This is a genomic window from Peribacillus sp. YIM B13482, from assembly GCF_042787975.1.
Classification (GTDB): domain Bacteria; phylum Bacillota; class Bacilli; order Bacillales; family DSM-1321; genus Peribacillus; species Peribacillus simplex_A.
The window spans coordinates 21,636-41,518 of record NZ_JBHZPF010000050.1; the positions used below are offsets into that span (position 1 = coordinate 21,636).

The following is a 19,883-nucleotide window of genomic DNA, read 5'->3' on the forward strand; positions in this document are numbered from 1 at the left end:
AGATTGGTCATTTCGTTAGCATTCTCTCTACATTTGCTTTAATTTCATCTATATTCCTCATTTTATTATCCCAACAATCCTGGCTTAGATCTACCGGGTATTCTTCAGGATTAAGTGCACGAAGGTACTCAGGCCATAATACTTCGAGATTTTTTTTCGTGAAGGCCTTGATTTCATCAATGGTTGGTAATTCATAAATCAAGCTGCCTTCCTTGAAAATATCCACATGCAGATCAACGGCATCGAAATCCGTGACAAATTTACTCAGGAAGGTATGGACAGGATGAAACATTTTTAATTTTTCCTGTTCCTGAGGCTTTTCATATTCCATGGCCAAATAGTCGCCTTCAGCATGGTTGTTCACTTTATTGATGATTCGATATACTCGTTTTAAGCCAGGTGTCGTAACCTTTTCAGGGTTAGAAGAAATTTTGATGGTATCTCTCATATTCCCATCTTCTCCCTCTATTGAAACCATTTTATAAACAGCACCAAGCGCTGGCTGGTCATAAGCCGTAATCAATTTGGTTCCGATGCCCCAAATGTCAATTCTTGCTCCTTGTTGTTTCAGGTTGATGATCGTATATTCATCCAAGTCATTGGAAGCGACTATCTTCGCATCATGAAACCCTGCAGCATCGAGCATACGTCGTGCTTCTTTTGATAAGTAAGCTAAATCACCGCTGTCAAGACGGACGCCAATGAAATTGATTTTATCGCCCAGTTCCTTGGCAACACGGATTGCATTGGGGATGCCAGAACGCAATGTATCATAGGTATCAACCAAGAATACACAGTCTTTATGGGAAACAGCGTATTTATGAAAAGCCGTATATTCATCTTTATAAGCCTGGATCATGGAATGGGCATGCGTTCCTGAAACCGGAATCCCGAACAGCTTTCCAGCCCGTACATTACTAGTGGAATCAAAGCCAGCAATATAGGCCGCTCTCGCTCCCCAAATTGCAGCATCCATTTCTTGTGCCCGTCTTGAACCGAATTCAAGGGCAGATTCATCTCCAATAACTTGTTTTATGCGCGAGGCCTTTGTTGCCACGAGTGTGTGATAGTTCACAATGTTTAGCAACGCCGTTTCTATGAGTTGTGCCTCAGCAAGCGGTGCCTCCACCCGTAAAATCGGTTCATTGCCGAAGACAAGCTCTCCTTCTTTCATGCAGCGGATCGCTCCCGTGAAACGAATGTTTCGCAAATAATCTAAAAATTCTTCATCATAGTGCAGATCATTTTTTAAATAGTCGATATCACTTTCCGAGAAGGAAAAGTTTTGAAGGTAATGGACAATTTTTTCAAGTCCCGCAAAAATCGCATATCCGCTGTTAAATGGAAGCTTTCTGAAAAATATTTCGAAAACTGCCTTTCGGTTATGTGTTTTGTCCTGCCAATAAGTTTGGGCCATATTGATTTGGTAAAGATCAGTGTGTAATGCGTAACTGTCGTCGTTGTACTTTTTTTCCATGGATAGTTCCTCCCAAAAGAGAAGCATTCGCTTCCCTTCTATTCTGTTGCGTTAATGAATATTATAAAATGGTTGCTCCTAGAGTTCCTTTAAAATGCCCAAGGGCCCAATGGTGACCGGCATCATTGAATGAGGCCACTGCATTTTCATATATAAAAATATTATATCCTAAATTATAAGCGTCGATTGCCGTATGCAGAATGCAAATATATGAATAGATAGTATATCCAAAAACCCACTTCGTGCCTGTCAGGGCAAGGTTTTTTCTAAGCTCATTATACAATTTTACTTCAAAAGTACAAAATGGTATACAAAAATGACCGCCTTTCGACGGTCAATAAGCTATATTTTTTCAACTCTTTCATGTCTCTTCACTACTTGTTTCATCATTTTTTCAATAACTAATGCCTGTTCCGCACACTTCGTTTTGTAAGCCATTAACGTCTTTTTCATTTCAGAAACTTCTTCCATTAGTTGTTCTACAGTTAGATTTTTAATCTCTTCTACCGAAGAAAGGTTCTTTTTAACCCTTAAATCCTCATGAATTTCATCAATTTCTATAAGCAAAGTTTGATACCATGCCTCTAAGTATACCTTTCTGTTACCAGAATACAAGCTCCTAGGTGTCAATTGTAGAGTCGAGGCTATCCTTTGTAAAACTTCTTCCTTACTCAGTTTTTGAGTGAGGTATATCCCCTTCTGTGCTCTCCTAATAAACGTTCTTTTTGCACTGGCACTACCTCGAGTTAAATCCGCATGGGATATTTGTTTCTTAGCCATTAATAACACCGCTCTTCACAAACTCATCCATTTGCTTTGCTGTAGGACTCGGTAACTTCCTATAATGCTTTTTAATGTATTTTTCCGCAGTTTTATATACCTCTTCTTCAACAGCTTTAGCTTCTTTTTCTGAAAGATGCTTAAACTTTCGGAATAGCTCATTAAACGTCTCAGGGTTTAAGTCTTTTTTAATGTCGTCTATCCTTACCGGAAGCGTTCTTTTCTCTACTCTAACTTTGGTCTTCTTTAGTAAAGTTTCTTGGTGATGAACAAAGACAACCCATCTTACAAGCTCTGCTTTATGTTCCAGTAACATATCTTCATCAGGACTGTACTTCTTACACTTGTAACATTTTAATGTGTGGTGAAAACAAGTTACCCTCTCATGAGCGTTGCAATTGTGTGTTCTCATAGGAAATCCATTTGGGATTTCTCCATCCGGTTGAGATTGTTTTGTCGGAAGATCAACATCATTCATTTCCTGTAATAGTTTGTCTATAAAGGATTTAGCGTTTTCCTCATCTTCCCCCACATCAATAACCATAGAAGCCTTGTTGAAAAAACTCTCTTCGCTGAGCACCTTTATGTCTTCTGTAACAGAAGCAATGGTATTTTTGTTCACATCCGTTTGTATTCCGTACAAACCTTGTTTTGATACATCTTGGAGTGCATCCAATACATCATTCCCTGCTGTGAGGGTGTAAGAATATTGAGATGCTAAGTCTTCATGCCCTAACCTATCAGCGATTTCCTCATTGGAAAGTCCTTTCAGTTTCAGGTAAGTCGCACCCATTCTCCTTAAATCATGAGATGTGAAGTACCTACCACTTGGCGGAGGGTTCCCTTTCCATATTCTTTTTTGTAACTGTATGAGATAATAACTTATATAGGTTGGAAGTAAAGGAGTGACATTAGACGCACCTGCAACCAATCTCTTTGCTTTTATATCGTCGCCGCCATTATATAATTCCGATTTGATTTCTATGGGTTCTGAAGGGGCTACACTCTGTAATTGCTTAACCCATTCGACAGCGTTTTTTGAAATTTTAATATCATGATGTTTATCTGTTTTTGTTTTATGAAAATGCAAGATGCTATCACCATACACGTTATGTTTTAGGCAATTTAGCATTAAATAAGCTATCTCATGCGCCCTTTTTGCGGTCTCTAACATCAATAAACACAATTTTCTTACTCTGAAGTATTGCAACTCATTATCTTCATGATAAGGTGATTGGTCATCTTGCAAAGTTTCTATTAATTTAACTGCCTGCTTAAAATCAATGTGTTTTCCATATCGTTTATCGCGTGTCCCTAAGTTGGTACTTGGAATAATCCGTTTTTTATTAATATATAACTTGTTTTTGCTTGAGTATAAATCAAACCAAGTTTCTATGAGATAGACATGTTTAGAAAACTTCCTAATATCGTTATCCTCATCCATATCAACAAACGCATCCATTAAACCTCCTTGAAGTACATCTTTAATGGTGTGTACTTTGTTAGGATAAAGATAGTTCACGCACAAAATACGTAAAGCACGGGAATATTTTTTCCAGGTGGAGGCTTGTATCTGCTTATGGTGGACGGTCTCCGAATTACCATCAATATCTGTGTTTATATGAAGCTGTCCTTTATCTACTCTATTTTTCAAGAAATCAAAAACATACTCCTTTATATGGAGTGTTAGCTCCGTTTTAAAGGCAGGAGACCCTTCCGACCAGAGCTCTGACTCTAACTCGAAAACGTCCCTTCTAACCGAAAAACTCATTGGTTCCTGGGTTGATGACCTTTCTTCCTTGGAAAGTAGATAACTTAGTAACATAAAAGTGTTTTGTTGTCTTGCCTTACTGTTCGAGTTTTGAAACTTATCCGCGACCTTTTCTAATAAATCATCAGTTATTGGCTCGTGACCCATCCCTTTAATTACCCCGTATCCTGAAAACCATAATTTCAAAGCGAGAGTTTGTATTGATTTTTTGTCTTTAGCCATTCTTACTGTGTCATTTCCGTTCAGAGGATTCCATGTTTTATAATGATTGTTAAACAAGTCCGAAAGGATTATGAAATTAGGCATATCCTCTAAGGGTAATTGATAATGGGTCAAAACATTCATTGTGTATTCTAAAGGTAATCGACATCTTTGTATAAAAGCTAGAGCTAACAAATAGTTTTTCATTAAAATTTCATTAAAGCTCTTTCCTCTTCCGAGAAATTTCGTAACGTCAGTTTGAACACACTCATGAAACGGGACTTTAAACATCGTCCTCCTATTTTTTTGTCCGATTGGAGCAAGCCCACTCCACTCTTCGACTGATAAATGAACTTGTTCATACATTTTTATAGGAATTCCTTTTAATATGACATCATCACTCTTTTGAAGCGAGAGAGAAATACCCATTTGATAATGCCTCCTTAATATCTTTACCTAACAATTTCAATCTGACCATTTCCCATATCGTCTCTGGACTCAAACGCAAGTCAGTAAGCCTTTTTTGAATTAGGGCCTGTGTCATTATAGAAGATGCTGCGATAGGGTTATTGTCTGTATAATCCTTACTGTTCTGTACTAGATTTCTGTGTTCCCGAAAAAGAGTTGCTAGCAGTTCAATCGCTTCCTCTATTTCTTCTCTTCTCAGAACAAAGAAGTTACAGCCCCAGCATCGATAGTAAGTTTCACAGTTATCTTCAGACATACACCAACCCATATCCCTTTTACGACCATATTGTTTTAGGAAAGTAGTTAAATTCATGTCTGACATGAAAACATCAAACAACTTACTATCTTCAATGGATTCATCATTCCACATTTCAATGATTTTCAGATAGAATTTCCCTGAAATCTCCTGCTTTTCATAACCATCAACTATGGAGTATAGAAGAGTGTTACGCGAGATTTTACTTCTAAGGTAACGCATAGACATTTTTTCGTCATGATGACCGAGTACAAACTGGGTCGCCTTTATATTTCTTGTTTTGGCTTGTACTACGGTAGCAATAAAATGTCTAAATCCGTGGGCGCCTATCTCAAACATATCACCATCATTTTTAATCATATAATCTTCAATCTCTTTTATCCGAGGGAGAATTCTATCTTTTAAAAAAAGCCTAATAGCAGTACTTGGTAGAAGACCATTGACCTTATCTTCATGGAAAAGGTGAACATACTTCTGCTTGTTTTTAGGATTAGTAATTGCTCCAAATCCTTTTTCATGGGATCGTTTCTGAAGGCGTTGTATCGCTTCAATTCCAATGCCATCAAACAGAGGGAACTGTGCATTAACATTGCCAGCTTTATCCCTGTATGTGGATGTTAACCCTAGAAAACTATCACTGTTTAACATGGGCTTAAGGCAATCTAACTCAAGGTTATGAACAAAATCAAATCGAACAGGACAAGACCCGACAATCAGCCAGAAGTCCCTACATAACGTTTCCCTTTCAGTTTTAGGATCATACGCATAACTTTCCTGAATTATTCTTTGAGCTAATCCTTCTATAGGAAAAGCACGACCATCGCTATTTTCTTGCTCTGCTTCTAAAGCACGATTTATTTTTGACGAAAGCCCTTCAGGGTAGTCTATAGCCTTTGGAAAATCAGGGTACTCATTTAACCCCCATTCAATAAACAATTTAGCATTAATAATATGTGCATAAGTATAAGATGTGCCAAACTTCAGATCTAACCAAGAATAGTAAGCCCAGAACTCTGTTCTTCGGAAGTTTGATAACTGTACAGTATCGCTTTGTTCTTTTAGAAATGATAGAAAATTTGATAAGGTACTAATTTTCTTATTTATAGTTGTTTTTAAGTATCCCCCGGCTATCAAGTATTTGTGATAATCTCGGATAGGAGTTTCAAGATGTGGGTGTTCATTGGCCAGTTTTTCAACCGGAAATATTTTTTTATTATTTTTATAAACAATTTGCTTCTTCGTTGTATAACCAAGAGCGAACCTTGCTTTTTGTATGATATTTCTTGAGGTAACGATCGAGTTTAATGACCAGTCTACACAGCTCTCTAGTACATCTTTTTCCGTAATATCCTTCAACTTCTTTCCAAAAGTAACGCACAACTTATAAAAACTACTAACAAAAGGCTCTTTCTCGGAGTCCCTTCTCAACTTTTTTAGTGCTTCAGCTTCCTCTTCAGTGACAAACTGGTAATGCTCGGCTAACTCCTTACATAATCCTCCCACAGCATTATAAAACTTACTAAAGTAATCTATAATTGCTTTTCTATATTCAGGATGTTGCATTATACCACTTTCCATTGCCCAAGATAAAATATATCTTGAGTCCTTTTTGTTGCCCCATCTGATAATATGTTCCTTTTCTTCTAAAGGAGTTTTCAGCCAAATCTCCCCTGTGGAATATTCAGCTTTCAATCTTCCCAATATACCTCTTAAAGATTTCTTTCTCGTCTCACCGTATTGGTTTACTATAGACAATTCTTCAATCTCAAGCCACTCTGTTTTCATCAAATTCATACCTTTCCACCATTTTTGAAAGTAGCAGCCATATCTCCTACTTTATCGTCTGTAGGCAAATTATCGCGTCCCGGCAGGTAATGAAGATAAATTGTTCTAGTTGTTTTTTCATCTCTATGACCTAACCACCTAGAAACATCGAAAATTGGTTTGCGTTTAATGCGGATTAAGCTAGTTGCAAAAAAATGTCGGAAGGAATGCGGGGAAAAGTTGAGGTAAAAATTTTCTTTTTCAGAACCGGAAATAACTCTTCGGTACTTAGAATAAATCGTACCACCGGTAATTGCCTCTCCCTTTGAATTATTTGAATTTGAGTAAAATAAGTAATCATGTTCTAGCCCTATCTCTTCCATTAACAACTGTCTTTCCTTGATATGCTCAAGTAATAAGTTTGTGAGATCCTGCTGCGAGAAGAAGTTAGGAATTAGTCGTGTTCTGACAGTTTTATTTTGTGATTGAAAATTGGCAACCTCTCTTTTCACTACACAACAAACCCATGCTTTTAGCCTGTTATCATACGATAAATCACCATGCATCTCGCTCTTTAACCATACCTGTGCCCTGTTAATATCCCAAAGGTAAAAGTCCTTAGGTACGTTTTCAGAAACAAAAAGAAGGTTTCGAGCCTCAGACCTTCTAAGTCCGAAGGACTTCAAGATGTAAAACAAAAGTCTTGTTTGGATATCGCCTGAAGGAATCAATGACATGAAATTGTTTACATCTTCTTCAGTCATCACTTCTTCCGATAACGGCTGGATGTGCCCTGCTGAAGCGTTTGGAATTCTAAAATTAGCTTCCCTCAGTATGGCGTGTACATCGGATGCTATTACATACGTTTTTCTCCCTGTTGGACCTGATGTGGTAGTTGTGAATGCTCTTTGCTTTACCGGAATAGACGTAAGGTCTATATCCTCGAATTCGTGGGTTTCTTTTTTTAAAAAGCCTAGATACTTACATGCCATTTCGACAAAGCCGCTTATAGTATTATGGGTAAAATCTTCAAATCTGTCTTGAACCATTATTCCTTCGAAATTTAAGCCAATAGAGGACACTTTACCGAAATGCTTTGCTCTTTCATGCATAGGCACATGTTTTAGTAATGACCATTCAATTGCCCGGTTAGGAGTGGCTCTTAAACTCTTTAATAAACGTAAGTAACTAACAAAGGATACAACAACTGTAAAGATATCGACTTCTAACAAATCAATATTCCAAAGCTCAATAAAGTCCAAAAATCTTCTCAGTTGATGCGCTTGTCTTGAAACAGTATTTATAGGTGTGTCATTGTACTTTTGTTTTAATAAAAAACAAGTACTAAAGTAATGCAGTTTATGAGAAGGAGTGTAAATTTGAATTATATTTTCCTTGCCATCAAAATTCACATAATGTAGACCATTTATCTTTGCAGAAGAATAAATCTGGGCGAAGGCTCTTAATCTTTCAGTTCTATCCAATGTATTATCAATATGTCTCAAGTGGTTGTAGTCAAATTTACTACTTTTAGCCATTTACATTTACATCTCTCAAATTATCAATATCACAAGCACCTGTGTGCAAAGCTAAGCTATCATCATGATAAATTTTTCTCATTATAATCAACCTCCGACGTTTAAAAATGTATGTATCTGACCGAAGAGGGAACTCCCTCTTCCATTATCAATTAAAATTTAAGTTCTTTAATTGTAGTTAGTTTAATTGGGTATTTTGAAGCTAATTTTTTATATTCATCATCTGTGGCTTCTTCAAAACCTGTGATGGAAGATGTACAATCTTCTAACACATAAATTAAGTAATCTTTGTGATTCATCATTTCAAACTCTTCTACAATCTGTTTGACTGTCTCAAGTACACAGTGAGACTTAGCCTCTCCACCAATAACTATCGTTTTATAATTCTGCAATTGATTTAAAAGATTTTTGTCTGTTAAATCCGTTTTTGAATACTCAGGTTTTATTATTCCATACATTTCAGAGATAGGATTTAACCCTTTTGTCACGTAATGTACATCCTTATCTTTATACAAAGAATAAGCAAATAATAAGTTAGATAATTGCGTTTCAATCGCAGCACCAAATGTACCTTGTAGGCAATGGAAACTCCAAATTATCAAGGACTTATTTTTAGTTGCCTCTAGTCCACGAAGGTACTCTATACTTTCTTGCTTTTGGTAAATAGGTGCCCACTTACCTTCCAATACATCTTGATAAGTAATAACCGTAAAAGGCTCAGGATACTGTCCTTTATCATTTACCCACCAAGCAGGATGAAAAATTTGTTTAGGCTGATGAATATCTAAGCTCATAAAAATATCATCTATAGCATCCACATTTTCATAAATGAACTTAGCAAAGTTTCTAACGTCTTGATAAGAATTAGCAACAGCCAGATTTCCTTCTTCCAAGAAGTCATTTTGAAAATCAATACCAATTACAGCCACGTCTTTATTAATTGTTGGATTAGAATTTAAGTTTTTTAAATTGGGCTTTTTTGTAGTCGCTTTCCCGATTAAATTAATATCAATTAATTCTTCAAATAAAATATTCATTTTTTTCATTCTCCTCCTATAACAGCTTCATGTGTTCAAGTTCTCCCCGGTGTTTTCTTTTCTATGTAGACTCTCAATATCAATGGACTGGCTGTTCGCTATAATATTGACAGGATTCCAACGAACAGAAATGATTTGTCCAATCGCTTGTTCAACCTTTTTATGGATTTTCACTTAGTAGACTTCCAGTAAGTCTTGGGCAACCTTCCGAAGCTTAGTGCCAGATTGTGATCTATGATACTGGGGCAAGTTGGTACATTTGCGTTTTATCATTTGATTTGGGATTCAAATGCAATTTTTTTCTGTCTGCCTAACACTGTTGTAAATCGTTTAGTTTGGAAGAGGATTTTATATGAAATTTTAGATATCGAGAGGTAATTTTTTTCAATCCTCTTCCAACCAATTGTAGAAAGGAACATGATCTTGGGCAGGATTTTCTTTATTGTTCACTATTTGTGAATACTCATCTTGCGTAAGTTCATACAACTTTTTACTCTGACTCCTTGGTATCTTTATAGGAACTGTATCAGTACTCCAATTGTCTCTAATTGCTTTCTTTATAAAACCTTCAACGTTTCTTACCTTTAAACGTGATTGCTGCAATATCAGAAGTACTTCCATACATCTCTGAATACCCACTTGAGATAACAATGCAACCATGTCTTCTGTAGGTGATGTTAATGTCACTGCTTTATATGCAAGAGTTACTAGGTCTCTGTTCTGATTTATTTCTTGATGGATAACATTGGTGTATGGCACTGAAGGAGATTGGGATTTAACAGGAGATTGCACCGGATGTGCTCGTTTAAAATTATTGTAAGTTAAGTCATTTTCAGGGATACGCCATCCCTGTACATCGCTGTCCTTAAAAGCGTTAGGGAATTGTTCACCAGATCTGAGCCAACGTTTGATGGTTTCCTCGCTTTTGCCTAGTCTAGAAGCGACCTGTGATACTGTTAGTGTCTGGTTATTTGTTTTAGGTTGTTCATTAATCGATGGTTTTGATAATAGAAAGATATCCGTCGCTGGTATTTTCCATCCTTCTTTATCTGAATTGTATTGGGCATTTGGAAAAACATCGCCTTTACGTAACCACCTACGAATAGTTTCCTCACTCTTACTCAATAAAATGGCACCCTCTTTAACCGTATAGTGTTTCATAAAATACCCCCAAGAAGTAATTTGATTCATTTCCTCTCACTCCAATTAATTATCTATACCTACTGGAAACAGCGTCTAATATTATTGAATCATACATTTTGCTATCGTGCAATAAAAAGAATCAGAATATTCAACCTATTGATTTTTTTATATAAAAACAAGGTTTTCTTTTTTATTTTTTTTGCTGATTATAAAAAAACCTATATAAATCAATATAAGAAAGAATACTTTTATGTCCTTTATTAAAAAACACTTGTCCTCGTAACCTTTCTATAAATTGACCAGTATAAAAATTAGTTAATAATTTTGTTTTCTTAAAATAATATTAAAACACGATAAAAGTATTGATTCGAGTCCAATCCGAGATTCCAATAGTATCTTGACTATGGATCATCTTTCATGCAATATGGCAAGATACATGCTTTTTCCAATACCCATTGGCCCGATCGGCTAAGACAGTTCTTTATAACACTCTCTGCTGGTTACTTTCCCCGAAAATCCAGTTGTTCGTTTGGATGTGGTAAAAGGAGAGAGCTTTTTCAGCATATGCACCTCCACTTCATAGGTGATCTGTTTGACTGTTCGAAACTTTTTAATCCTAGTATAGAACGGACTCTCATAATTTAAAGTTAAGATCTTGCATCAGGAATATTTTTCACTTTTTTCAACTCATCATTGGCTATAGGGTAAACGAGATTCTTATCGACCGTCCTTATACGAGGCTTATAAGCATGAAAGACCGCAAAGCTTTCTTGAAGAAGTGGTTTGCAGCCATTTTGTTTTGTCTCTTGTTTTACTGAAATAAATTCATTCGTGTTTCCTTAAAAATCCACTGCACGATACAGATACATAAAGAAAAGAATCAATTTTGATCAATCTAATTTCAAAATGGATTCTTTTTGTTTACGCTAATATAGTTGTTCATGAGGCACTTTTGACAATGAGATAATTCTTTATTGAATACTGAACATAAGCGTCAAGTATATGGAAATAACAAGAAATAAGCTTAACAATAATGAAATAACGGGGGCTTTTTTGATAAAAGACAATAAAACAAGGATTAAGAAAACAGCCGATAAACCAACAGAGAATTGGTGAATGAAATTAAGCTCTAGTTGAACTGGCAATGATGGTGGTACTGTTCCACCATAGATATATTGAAACAGAGTCCCACTATCTTTCATCGTCGTTTCAATCTCTTTTGGTGGCTCTTGCTGCCCGAGAACGGCCGTAACTGTAAAAATAAAAAATAACAGAATACTCTCTGCCTTCGTCCATGGCTTAAGGTTAAAGGTTGACCCGTTATACAGGTGCTTTTTTATCCAAAAACCATTTATAAAAGTAAATATCAATATAGGAAGTACGATTACATGCTTAATTAATAAGGCCTGTCCATAGTTCAGCATCCATGAATTTGCATAATCCTTGGCATCCAAAATGATTGACATAATAAGAAATCCCGATAGGATCGTCAGACCAAGACAAAAGATGGCTGTTGGTGTGAACCATTTTAAGAACGCTAACCAATTCTCCTGATTTTTTGAAAACCAGCTGACAATTAACAGTGTTCCCACCCATACACTTACCGCTGTATAGTGAATCGAATGATAAATAAAACCTGTCCACTCATTTAGAGAAGCAGGGTGGCTGGCCCAACCAATTGTAAAAATAATAAAAACGAGAAATAAAATGGAAATAACCGAATACCTCTTATTTTTTAACACAGGAAAGAAGGACACGAACAGATAAAAGAAAACCGAAATAATGAAGGTGATGATCCACCCCTTCCCAACTTTAAAGCTTAAAATACATCTTGAACGCTTAAAGAAATACCCGTGTCATTAAATAGCATAAAGATTAAATAAAGTACTGGCATTAAAGAGAACAGTAGAATACCTACTATGGAAAATTGGAGCCATCGTTTATGAATATGAATCGATGGCTTTTTGGTTGATGGAATCAATTGCATGATAAACGTTCCCATCAATAAAGAAAAACATAAATATAATAATGTTTCAGTTAGATATAACGCGTAAATCATTTTTTTCCTTTTCTCATCAACCAGACAGTCACGAAAATCGCCACAACAAGTAAAATTCCTATTAGTATCGGCATGAAGTTAGCATTCGATTGAGATTCTTCTTGCACATCACTTGCAGCTGGTGCTTGTTCTGATGCCTTTTCTGGTTTTTCGATTGTTTGAGGTTTATCTTCATCCGATTTTGTTGGTGACTCGGTACTCTCCTTATTTGCATTCGCTTTCGCCACAGTAAAACCATATTCCCCATCGATGATGTGTCCGTCTTCCCCGATGATATTCCATTTCACTGTATACTTTCCGTTTTCTAACGGCTCATTAGACGCACCCGTCAATTTATTTCCATCCACTTTAATGTTTGAAACCGGGATTTCCTTTTCACCATCTAAAAGTAAAGTGAAGGAACTGCCAGTCTCCAATCCCGTTTCAAATTCCATCGTGATATCCTGAATTTCCTCTTTTATCGTGTCTCCATTTGATGGAGAAGACTTCTCTAACCCGGTATGTGCTGAAACTGAAGTAGAGAAAGCGAACAGTAGAAAGAATAAAATATAGAATGACTTTTTCAAAATCAATGACCTCCTTATTTTCACCAGCATTTTCAACTAGTTGATTAAAACGGTTTATATTGTTGTTGTCGTGATCTATAAAAAATCTAGTTTTTCAAAATGAAAAACAGATTCTTTACTAGGTTTAAATCATTTATTCCCACTTGTACTAACCTTTTATTTATTTGCAATGATAGAATATCAAGTATTTTATTTCCATACAGTACCATTTGATTAAGAGTACTTTAGTCGGATAAGGCTAACATAATAACAGATGTTTATCATGAAAATGCGGATTTAGAACGTTAAGAATATCCCAATTCCCAGAAATAATTACACGTTAAAACCTCAATAAAGAATGAAAAGCCAATATATAAAAATATGCTTAAATGTCTTTAAATTTTAAAAAATTCTAATAAAATTTTTATTTTCTTTGACAATAGAAGAAAATATCCCATAATATATAATAAAAGTTGCGTATGGTAAAAAAAAATGAAGAGGTGAAATATTGATGGGGTTGTCTAAAAAGATGTCATTATATGATGGAAACAAGGGAGACTTTATCCGCATCAATCATTTAGGTATCGTTGGTGTCATGCGGCGAAGGCTACTTGATTTAGGATTTGTTCCTGGAGCCGTTGTCGAAGTGCTTCGTAAAAGTCCCTTGGGCGATCCTATCGCCTTCCGTGTAAGCCAAACTTGCATCGCTTTAAGGAAAGAGGAGAGTCAAAAGATTGAAGGAGAGCTGGTTCAATATGAGTGATACGTTTCGAATAGCCCTTGCAGGAAATCCCAATACAGGCAAAAGCACCTTATTTAACCTTCTTACAGGTTTGAGGCAGCATACCGGGAATTGGTCTGGAAAGACTGTCGATATGAAAGCCGGAACCTTTTCTTTCAAGGAAAAGCAATATGAAATTATTGATCTTCCCGGCACCTACTCCCTATATTCAAATTCGTTGGACGAGGAAATCGCCAGGAACTACATCGTGTTTGAAAAACCCGATGTCACTATTGTGATTCTCGATGCGACAGCAATGGAAAGGAATTTGAATTTGGCTTTGCAGGTTTTGGAAATGACCGAACGGACCATCATCTGTATAAATTTAATGGATGAGGCGGAGAAATTAGGTATCCGTGTAAATGAAATGGCTTTAATGAGACGATTAGGCGTTCCCGTCATTAAAATTTCTGCAAGAAACAAAGACGGGATACCCCTGTTGCTTGATACCATTGACCGTTTATTAATAGGGGATATTCAGTGCACCCCTTTCCACATGCCCTATGATGATGAAATTGAACAAAGGATAAAAACTCTTGAACCAATGGTACGAAAGATATTCGGCGATGACCTTCCTACAAGATGGCTTACCTTACGTCTCTTGGATGGGGATAAGGACTTGTTAAGGCAAGTGGAAAAGAGAAATGCCATAAAAGAGGGAGGTAAATATGGAGATAAAAACATCGAAGGAACAGCTTAATATGGATGAACTATTTCAACAGGCAGACAGCCTTTCCTCTCCACATATCCGAGATCGAATAGTCGAACAGCTCTACAAACAAAGTAATCAATTAATCAAAGCAGGAGTCACTTTCTCAAAAGCCAAACATAACGAGAGAACGGAAAAATTGGATGCTATTTTTACCTCTCCAATTTTCGGCTTTCCCATCATGTTGATTATGTTGGGCGCGGTATTCTACTTAACCATCGCCGGGGCTAACATTCCATCTTCAATGTTGGCCGACTTTTTCGGATGGGTTGAAGGTTATTTGACTGTCTTCTTTATTAATATCGGCGCACCTGATTGGCTGCATGGGGTTCTTGTGCTTGGGTTATATCGCGGAACGAGCTGGGTGATCAGTGTCATGCTTCCACCTATGGCTATTTTCTTCCCTGTCTTTGCCTTGCTTGAGAATTATGGATATCTTCCACGAGTCGCCTTCAATATGGACCGATTATTCAAAACTGTAGGCGCCCACGGGAAACAATCGCTCACCATGGCGATGGGATTTGGTTGCAATGCAGCAGCCGTCATGTCCTCCAGGATTATTGAATCTCCAAGGGAACGTATGTTAGCCATCTTAACCAATAATTTTGTCCCTTGTAATGGACGTTGGGGTACATTAATCATTCTATCTTCCCTCTTTATGGCCTCGGGTTTCACTGGGGGGGTGAAATCAATCGTGACAACTTCAGTGATCGTTGGAATTGTGATATTCGGCATCATGACCACATTCCTTGTATCGTGGATACTTTCTAAGACGGCTCTTAAGGGGGTTCCCACACATTACACTCTAGAGCTCCCACCTTATAGGAAACCTAAATTTTTCGATACAATTGTGAGGTCATCTTTAAACAAATCACTCTCCGTTCTCTATCGTGCCATAAAAGTGGCAGCCCCGGCTGGAATTCTAACCTGGGTTCTAGCAAATATACAGATTGGGGATACTAGCATTCTTTTATACATCGTTAACTTCCTGGACCCGCTGGGACAGTTAGTCGGACTGGATGGGTATATACTAATGGCTTTTCTAATTGGTCTGCCGGCAAACGAAATTGTATTGCCTATCCTGTTAATGGGGTATCTATCGACGGGATCGTTAATGGATGTCGATGGTATCGAAGATTTAAAGCAAATATTTCTCGACCATGGTTGGACGTGGATTACCGCATTGAACATGATGTTGTTTTCCCTGCTTCATTATCCTTGTGGTACAACACTGATTAATATATATAAGGAAACAAAGAGTGTTAAATGGACATTCTGGTCCTTCATGATACCTACTGGGATTGCCTTCCTGGTGACATTTGCGGTGGCTCAGCTAGCACTTCTATTGGGCTTAGGTTGAAAATAGGTAAAATGAAATAAAGCCATTTCAAAGGGAAATAAAAATAGAGTACAGTTATGGGGGCTGGCCGTGTACATTGGGTTAGGAATAATCGTAGTCGCACTTGCGCTACTTTGCTTTATAACAGGGCTACACTTGCTAAAGGAAAAGAATAAACTTTGGTTGGTGATTGGTGTCTTTTCCCTCGCAATACTAATTGCCATTTCAGTGTTTCTATCATTGAATGGCAATCGTTAGGTCACTTGTAAAAATCATCATCACCAAGGGGGGTTCTTTAAATATAAGCATTCCTTAAAGTAGGTGTACGTCCTTTTATAGATAAGAGAATCCTGCCCTCTGTATTTTTGGGGGGCAGGATTTATTTTGTTGAATACAAATTTGTCATTATAATGACAAGTCACATAATCCGTCTATAGCTTTAACCCACCGTGTGGAGTATTCGTTTCTTTTAAATACGGCTACAACTATTTATCAATGGCTAAAGGCAGCGATTTGCAGGAATAGAAAGGTTAGGAATCCAGCCAAAGCAGCTCCGAACATCAATGGGGTGAAACGGTCGGAAGCCCCCTTCCATAGTATTTCATAGAGAGTGACATAACTTAGGGTACCAAGAGCTGCTCCCAAAAGCAGGGTTTGGACCTTTATTGACCCAGTATTTATTGTGATTCCAATATATGAAGTGGTACCAACTGCAAAGGAAAGCAAAAGGCTAAACACCCAAAAAACTTTAGGGTTGGCATTTGAAATCATGACTGAAACCATCAAGACCATGCCTTCCGGAAAGTGATGAATCAGAATGGCCGAGAACAGGGATAGATTTTGGAATTGCGGGTCCTGAAAACTCATGCCTAAGGCCAAGCCTGTAGGTATGCTGTGAATGAAGAGTGCAAGGAACAGGAAAATGTACATTTGGGGCTTCTCAATATGTAAACCTTTCACGTTATGTAGAACGTGATCCATAATTATCATGAAGAAGATTCCTGAGGACATTCCAGCAAGTATGCCAAGGGAATTGTAATCACTAATCGTTTCCGGAAAGATTTCTAATCCCAATAACGCGACTAATAATCCACCACAGAACATATGTAACAGCGAATGATTATTCCTAAAAACCCCACCCATATATTTGGTGGCAAGGCCTCCTAAGCCTGTACCAAGGAAAATCATCATCATTATAAACAGGCTGATCTTCAGGCCATCTAACATAAACAACCTCCATTAATAAATGTTTGGTACATTATATTCATAATTTGGAGGTTAAGCTCTTTTATTTTGCTTTTGCACTGAACCATCATTAAGATATAATATGAATATATGCTCATATTATAATATTGAGGTGAATGAACTTGATTATTTTAGATACAATCATAGTCGGGGCCGGTCAGGCAGGGCTCTGCATGGGGTATTAGCTCTCTAAGACCGAGCAAACTTTTATCATCATTGATGGAGGGACCCGAATCGGGGATACTTGGAGAAAAAGGTATAATTCTCTGACTTTATTTACACCAAGATACCTTAGTTCCCTGCCAGGATTAACTCTAAAGGGGCATCCACAAGGATTTCCAACTAAAGACGAGGTAGCAGATTACCTTGAACAATATGCCCTAACTTTTGAGTTACCGATCCAAATGGAAACAGAAGTGATGGTTATGGATAAACAGGACGACACTTTTTTCCTGACGACGACAAAAGGCACATTTCAAGCAAGACAAGTCATTATCGCCACAGGCCCATTTCAAACACCTTTCATTCCGGAAATTGCTAGGAATCTTTCACCCATGGTATTTCAAATACACTCTTCATGGTATCGGGAACCTTCTCAACTAAAACCAGGTATTTCAGTAGTCGTGGGTGGAGGTAATTCAGGGGCTCAAATTGCAGTCGAACTTGCTGCAACGAGGAAAGTTTATCTCTCGGTAGGTCAAAAACCACGTCATCTACCGTTATCCATTTTAGGGAAAAGCACATTTTGGTGGTTCGACCGGCTCGGGCTACTGAGGGCGAAAAGGGACTCTAGAATAGGCCAAAAACTTAGAAACGCAGGTGACCCAATTTTCGGTAATGACCTTAAGGAATTGATAAGAGACGGTAAAATAAATATTTTGCCACGAGCTTTTAAATGCGAAGGACATTCAATGGGGTTCTTGGGCAGTGAGGAGCTGGATGTCCAGAACGTTATTTGGGCAACTGGATTCAAATCAAGTTACAGTTGGATTAACATTCCTTTCGTATGGGACGAAAGTGGCAACCCTATCCAACAAAGAGGCCTTTCCAATGTCGATGGCTTGTATTTTTTAGGAAGACCCTGGCAGCACAAGCGCGGTTCGGCCCTCTTGACGGGAGTCGGTGAAGATGCAGAGTATTTAGCCCAGGTCATTGGTAACAATTAAAAAAATCATGGGCATAAAATGCCCATGATTTTTAGTTCATATTTTTTGTTATAATTAGTATAGGGAGTTGATCACTTGGAGAACCAAAATGATAATCATCACTTGACAGATAACCTTGATGAAGAAACATTATTTATCGTTTCGCAAACTTTTAAAGCTTTATCAGACCCGACCCGCTTACGCATTCTACACTTACTGTTTCACGGGGAATACTCTGTAAATGACATTGCCGATAAACTATCTTTGCTTCAATCGACCGTATCACACCAGCTTCGCTTTCTTAAGAACTTGCGTTTGGTGAAATTTCGTAGGGAAGGAACCACCCTTTTCTACACGCATGATGATGAACATGTAATGGGTCTCTTGAAACAGGCCATTGATCATGCTAACCATCAATAGTTACATGTACTATGCGGACTTGCGCATCCCTGGTCTGCATTCTCCACCTGGAGCGTACTGTGATCAAACCCAAATTCATCGTGAAGGATCTTTTGCGCTTGATGGAGTATCGTATCATGGCTTCCTTCCCCACTAAACACGATGTGACAGCTTAACATTGGCATCTCAGAAGTGATGGACCAGACATGAAGGTCATGAACATCTTCAACTTGAGGGATGCCCTGTAGCGTTTCCTTTACTTTTTGTATGTCTATTTGTGAAGGGGTCCCCTCCATCAGGACATGGAAGGAATCCTTCGTCACCCTCCATCCGCTAATAATGATCAAAAAGGCCACAATGATACTGGCAATTGGATCAGCGATACCCCATCCAAAAAACATGATTAACACCGCGGCCACAATTGCTCCCACCGATCCCAGCATGTCCCCTAGGACATGTAAAAATGCACTCCGGACGTTCAGGTTTGTGTCCTTATCTCCTTTCATTAAGATAGCTGCAGCGATGATGTTCACGATTAACCCTAATACCGAGATTAATAGCATCCCCTTGCTTTGCACTTCAGGTGGGTTCATCAACCTTCGATACGACTCATAGAAAATGTAAAGGGAAATAACAATTAGCGTAATTCCATTTAAAGATGCCGCAATGATTTCGAACCGTCTATACCCGAACGTATTAGTGGCTGACGCTTTTCTTTCCCCTAACTTGATGGCAACTAAGCTAAGCCCTAATGCAGCTGCATCGCTAAGCATATGACCTGCATCAGACAGTAAAGCCAAACTGTTAGTGACTAGTCCACCAATTACTTCAACAACCATAAAACTAGTGATAATTATAAATGATAAAAATAATGCTTTTTTATTTCCCGACCCGTGACTATGACCATGGGAATGTCCGTGATTATGTCCCATTCCAAACACCCTCTCCATATATGAATATATGCTCATATATATTATGTAATATATAATTAGTTAGTTCAACATTTTTTTATTATTCCCCTCAAAAGGATTTTAAAAACAGTATACAGATGGTTATGATATTTATGGTATATACACAGTAATTACTCATACTAGTGTTTTAAAAATAAACTTAATTTAATTGACCATAATAAAAAGGACCCTAGTAAAATGAACTGCACCCCAATTGTTAGACACCATCTAACAATTGGAGGTGCAGTTTTTTTGACTAAATATACGATAGACGAA

The 19,883-nt window shown here is 37.6% G+C and carries 17 protein-coding genes and 3 pseudogenes; 6 read left to right on the plus strand and 14 right to left on the minus strand.

Annotated features, from left to right (window positions below; genetic code table 11):
* Positions 1-7: 7 nt before the first annotated feature.
* From ACFX4L_RS19975 to ACFX4L_RS20030, 12 genes and pseudogenes are all read right to left on the minus strand, one after another.
* Positions 8-1,477, minus strand: coding sequence for a nicotinate phosphoribosyltransferase (locus ACFX4L_RS19975; protein ID WP_377405984.1), 1,470 nt, complete (start codon positions 1,475-1,477; stop codon positions 8-10).
* A gap of 61 nt (positions 1,478-1,538) precedes the next feature.
* Positions 1,539-1,685 (minus strand): annotated as a pseudogene (locus ACFX4L_RS19980) (isochorismatase family protein); the annotation flags it as partial.
* 134 nt (positions 1,686-1,819) lie between these two features.
* On the minus strand, positions 1,820-2,257 hold the full coding sequence (locus ACFX4L_RS19985; RefSeq protein ID WP_377383380.1) for a hypothetical protein: 438 nt from the start codon (positions 2,255-2,257) through the stop codon (positions 1,820-1,822).
* Positions 2,250-4,658, minus strand: coding sequence for a site-specific integrase (locus ACFX4L_RS19990; protein WP_377405986.1), 2,409 nt, complete (start codon positions 4,656-4,658; stop codon positions 2,250-2,252). The genes ACFX4L_RS19985 and ACFX4L_RS19990 overlap by 8 nt, the downstream gene beginning before the upstream one ends.
* Positions 4,627-6,747 (minus strand): site-specific integrase, encoded by a 2,121-nt coding sequence (locus ACFX4L_RS19995; RefSeq protein WP_377405988.1) that lies wholly within the window; start codon positions 6,745-6,747, stop codon positions 4,627-4,629. The genes ACFX4L_RS19990 and ACFX4L_RS19995 overlap by 32 nt, the downstream gene beginning before the upstream one ends.
* Complete coding sequence (locus ACFX4L_RS20000; protein WP_377405990.1) at positions 6,744-8,255, minus strand: tyrosine-type recombinase/integrase; 1,512 nt, start codon at positions 8,253-8,255, stop codon at positions 6,744-6,746. Before ACFX4L_RS20000 ends, ACFX4L_RS19995 begins: the two co-directional genes overlap by 4 nt.
* Positions 8,256-8,407: 152 nt before the next feature.
* Positions 8,408-9,292 carry a cysteine hydrolase family protein gene (locus ACFX4L_RS20005; protein ID WP_377405992.1) on the minus strand — a complete coding sequence of 295 codons (885 nt, stop codon included), beginning with the start codon at positions 9,290-9,292 and terminating at the stop codon, positions 8,408-8,410.
* 27 nt (positions 9,293-9,319) lie between these two features.
* The gene (locus ACFX4L_RS20010; protein WP_377383371.1) at positions 9,320-9,466 is read right to left on the minus strand and encodes a hypothetical protein; all 147 of its coding nucleotides are present in this window, start codon (positions 9,464-9,466) and stop codon (positions 9,320-9,322) included.
* A gap of 210 nt (positions 9,467-9,676) precedes the next feature.
* Complete coding sequence (locus ACFX4L_RS20015) at positions 9,677-10,483, minus strand: helix-turn-helix domain-containing protein (protein WP_377405994.1); 807 nt, start codon at positions 10,481-10,483, stop codon at positions 9,677-9,679.
* A gap of 614 nt (positions 10,484-11,097) precedes the next feature.
* A pseudogene (locus tag ACFX4L_RS20020) lies at positions 11,098-11,234 on the minus strand (IS6 family transposase); the annotation flags it as partial.
* A gap of 172 nt (positions 11,235-11,406) precedes the next feature.
* Positions 11,407-12,177 (minus strand): copper resistance D family protein, encoded by a 771-nt coding sequence (locus tag ACFX4L_RS20025; RefSeq protein ID WP_377405995.1) that lies wholly within the window; start codon positions 12,175-12,177, stop codon positions 11,407-11,409.
* 313 nt (positions 12,178-12,490) lie between these two features.
* On the minus strand, positions 12,491-13,060 hold the full coding sequence (locus ACFX4L_RS20030; RefSeq protein ID WP_377383363.1) for a copper resistance CopC family protein: 570 nt from the start codon (positions 13,058-13,060) through the stop codon (positions 12,491-12,493).
* Positions 13,061-13,550: 490 nt separating this feature from the next.
* Here ACFX4L_RS20030 and ACFX4L_RS20035 point away from each other — a divergent pair, with 490 nt between their 5' ends.
* The 4 genes from ACFX4L_RS20035 (at position 13,551) to ACFX4L_RS20050 (ending at position 16,126) form a co-directional block, all read left to right on the plus strand.
* Positions 13,551-13,802 (plus strand): FeoA family protein, encoded by a 252-nt coding sequence (locus ACFX4L_RS20035; RefSeq protein WP_377383361.1) that lies wholly within the window; start codon positions 13,551-13,553, stop codon positions 13,800-13,802.
* Positions 13,795-14,520, plus strand: coding sequence for a FeoB small GTPase domain-containing protein (locus ACFX4L_RS20040; protein ID WP_377383359.1), 726 nt, complete (start codon positions 13,795-13,797; stop codon positions 14,518-14,520). The genes ACFX4L_RS20035 and ACFX4L_RS20040 overlap by 8 nt, the downstream gene beginning before the upstream one ends.
* Positions 14,489-15,889 carry a nucleoside recognition domain-containing protein gene (locus ACFX4L_RS20045; protein ID WP_377383357.1) on the plus strand — a complete coding sequence of 467 codons (1,401 nt, stop codon included), beginning with the start codon at positions 14,489-14,491 and terminating at the stop codon, positions 15,887-15,889. Before ACFX4L_RS20040 ends, ACFX4L_RS20045 begins: the two co-directional genes overlap by 32 nt.
* 69 nt (positions 15,890-15,958) lie before the next feature.
* Positions 15,959-16,126, plus strand: a complete 168-nt coding sequence (locus ACFX4L_RS20050; RefSeq protein WP_377383355.1) for a hypothetical protein — start codon at positions 15,959-15,961, stop codon at positions 16,124-16,126.
* A 234-nt stretch (positions 16,127-16,360) separates the two neighbouring features.
* On the opposite strand, the gene ACFX4L_RS20055 is transcribed toward ACFX4L_RS20050, so the two are convergent.
* Complete coding sequence (locus ACFX4L_RS20055) at positions 16,361-17,095, minus strand: ZIP family metal transporter (RefSeq protein WP_377383353.1); 735 nt, start codon at positions 17,093-17,095, stop codon at positions 16,361-16,363.
* Positions 17,096-17,229: 134 nt separating this feature from the next.
* Between ACFX4L_RS20055 and ACFX4L_RS20060 the strand changes: the two are divergent.
* Together ACFX4L_RS20060 and ACFX4L_RS20065 are read left to right on the plus strand one after the other, a co-directional pair.
* Positions 17,230-18,279: pseudogene (locus ACFX4L_RS20060) on the plus strand (flavin-containing monooxygenase).
* A 75-nt stretch (positions 18,280-18,354) separates the two neighbouring features.
* Entirely contained in the window at positions 18,355-18,678 is a 324-nt protein-coding gene (locus tag ACFX4L_RS20065; protein ID WP_377383351.1) for an ArsR/SmtB family transcription factor, read from the plus strand.
* On the opposite strand, the gene ACFX4L_RS20070 is transcribed toward ACFX4L_RS20065, so the two are convergent.
* Positions 18,672-19,589 carry a cation diffusion facilitator family transporter gene (locus ACFX4L_RS20070; RefSeq protein WP_377383349.1) on the minus strand — a complete coding sequence of 306 codons (918 nt, stop codon included), beginning with the start codon at positions 19,587-19,589 and terminating at the stop codon, positions 18,672-18,674. The genes ACFX4L_RS20065 and ACFX4L_RS20070 overlap by 7 nt on opposite strands.
* Between the last annotated feature and the right edge of the window lie 294 nt (positions 19,590-19,883).

Bases quoted from the DNA above. Each gene is read 5' to 3' on its own strand.
- ACFX4L_RS19975 (WP_377405984.1), bottom strand. From the start codon at position 1,477: ATGGAAAAAAAGTACAACGACGACAGTTACGCATTACACACTGATCTT.
- ACFX4L_RS19985 (WP_377383380.1), bottom strand. From the start codon at position 2,257: ATGGCTAAGAAACAAATATCCCATGCGGATTTAACTCGAGGTAGTGCC.
- ACFX4L_RS19990 (WP_377405986.1), bottom strand. From the start codon at position 4,658: ATGGGTATTTCTCTCTCGCTTCAAAAGAGTGATGATGTCATATTAAAA.
- ACFX4L_RS19995 (WP_377405988.1), bottom strand. From the start codon at position 6,747: ATGAATTTGATGAAAACAGAGTGGCTTGAGATTGAAGAATTGTCTATA.
- ACFX4L_RS20000 (WP_377405990.1), bottom strand. From the start codon at position 8,255: ATGGCTAAAAGTAGTAAATTTGACTACAACCACTTGAGACATATTGAT.
- ACFX4L_RS20005 (WP_377405992.1), bottom strand. From the start codon at position 9,292: ATGAATATTTTATTTGAAGAATTAATTGATATTAATTTAATCGGGAAA.
- ACFX4L_RS20015 (WP_377405994.1), bottom strand. From the start codon at position 10,483: ATGAATCAAATTACTTCTTGGGGGTATTTTATGAAACACTATACGGTT.
- ACFX4L_RS20035 (WP_377383361.1), top strand. From the start codon at position 13,551: ATGGGGTTGTCTAAAAAGATGTCATTATATGATGGAAACAAGGGAGAC.
- ACFX4L_RS20040 (WP_377383359.1), top strand. From the start codon at position 13,795: ATGAGTGATACGTTTCGAATAGCCCTTGCAGGAAATCCCAATACAGGC.
- ACFX4L_RS20045 (WP_377383357.1), top strand. From the start codon at position 14,489: ATGGAGATAAAAACATCGAAGGAACAGCTTAATATGGATGAACTATTT.
- ACFX4L_RS20055 (WP_377383353.1), bottom strand. From the start codon at position 17,095: ATGTTAGATGGCCTGAAGATCAGCCTGTTTATAATGATGATGATTTTC.
- ACFX4L_RS20070 (WP_377383349.1), bottom strand. From the start codon at position 19,589: ATGGGACATAATCACGGACATTCCCATGGTCATAGTCACGGGTCGGGA.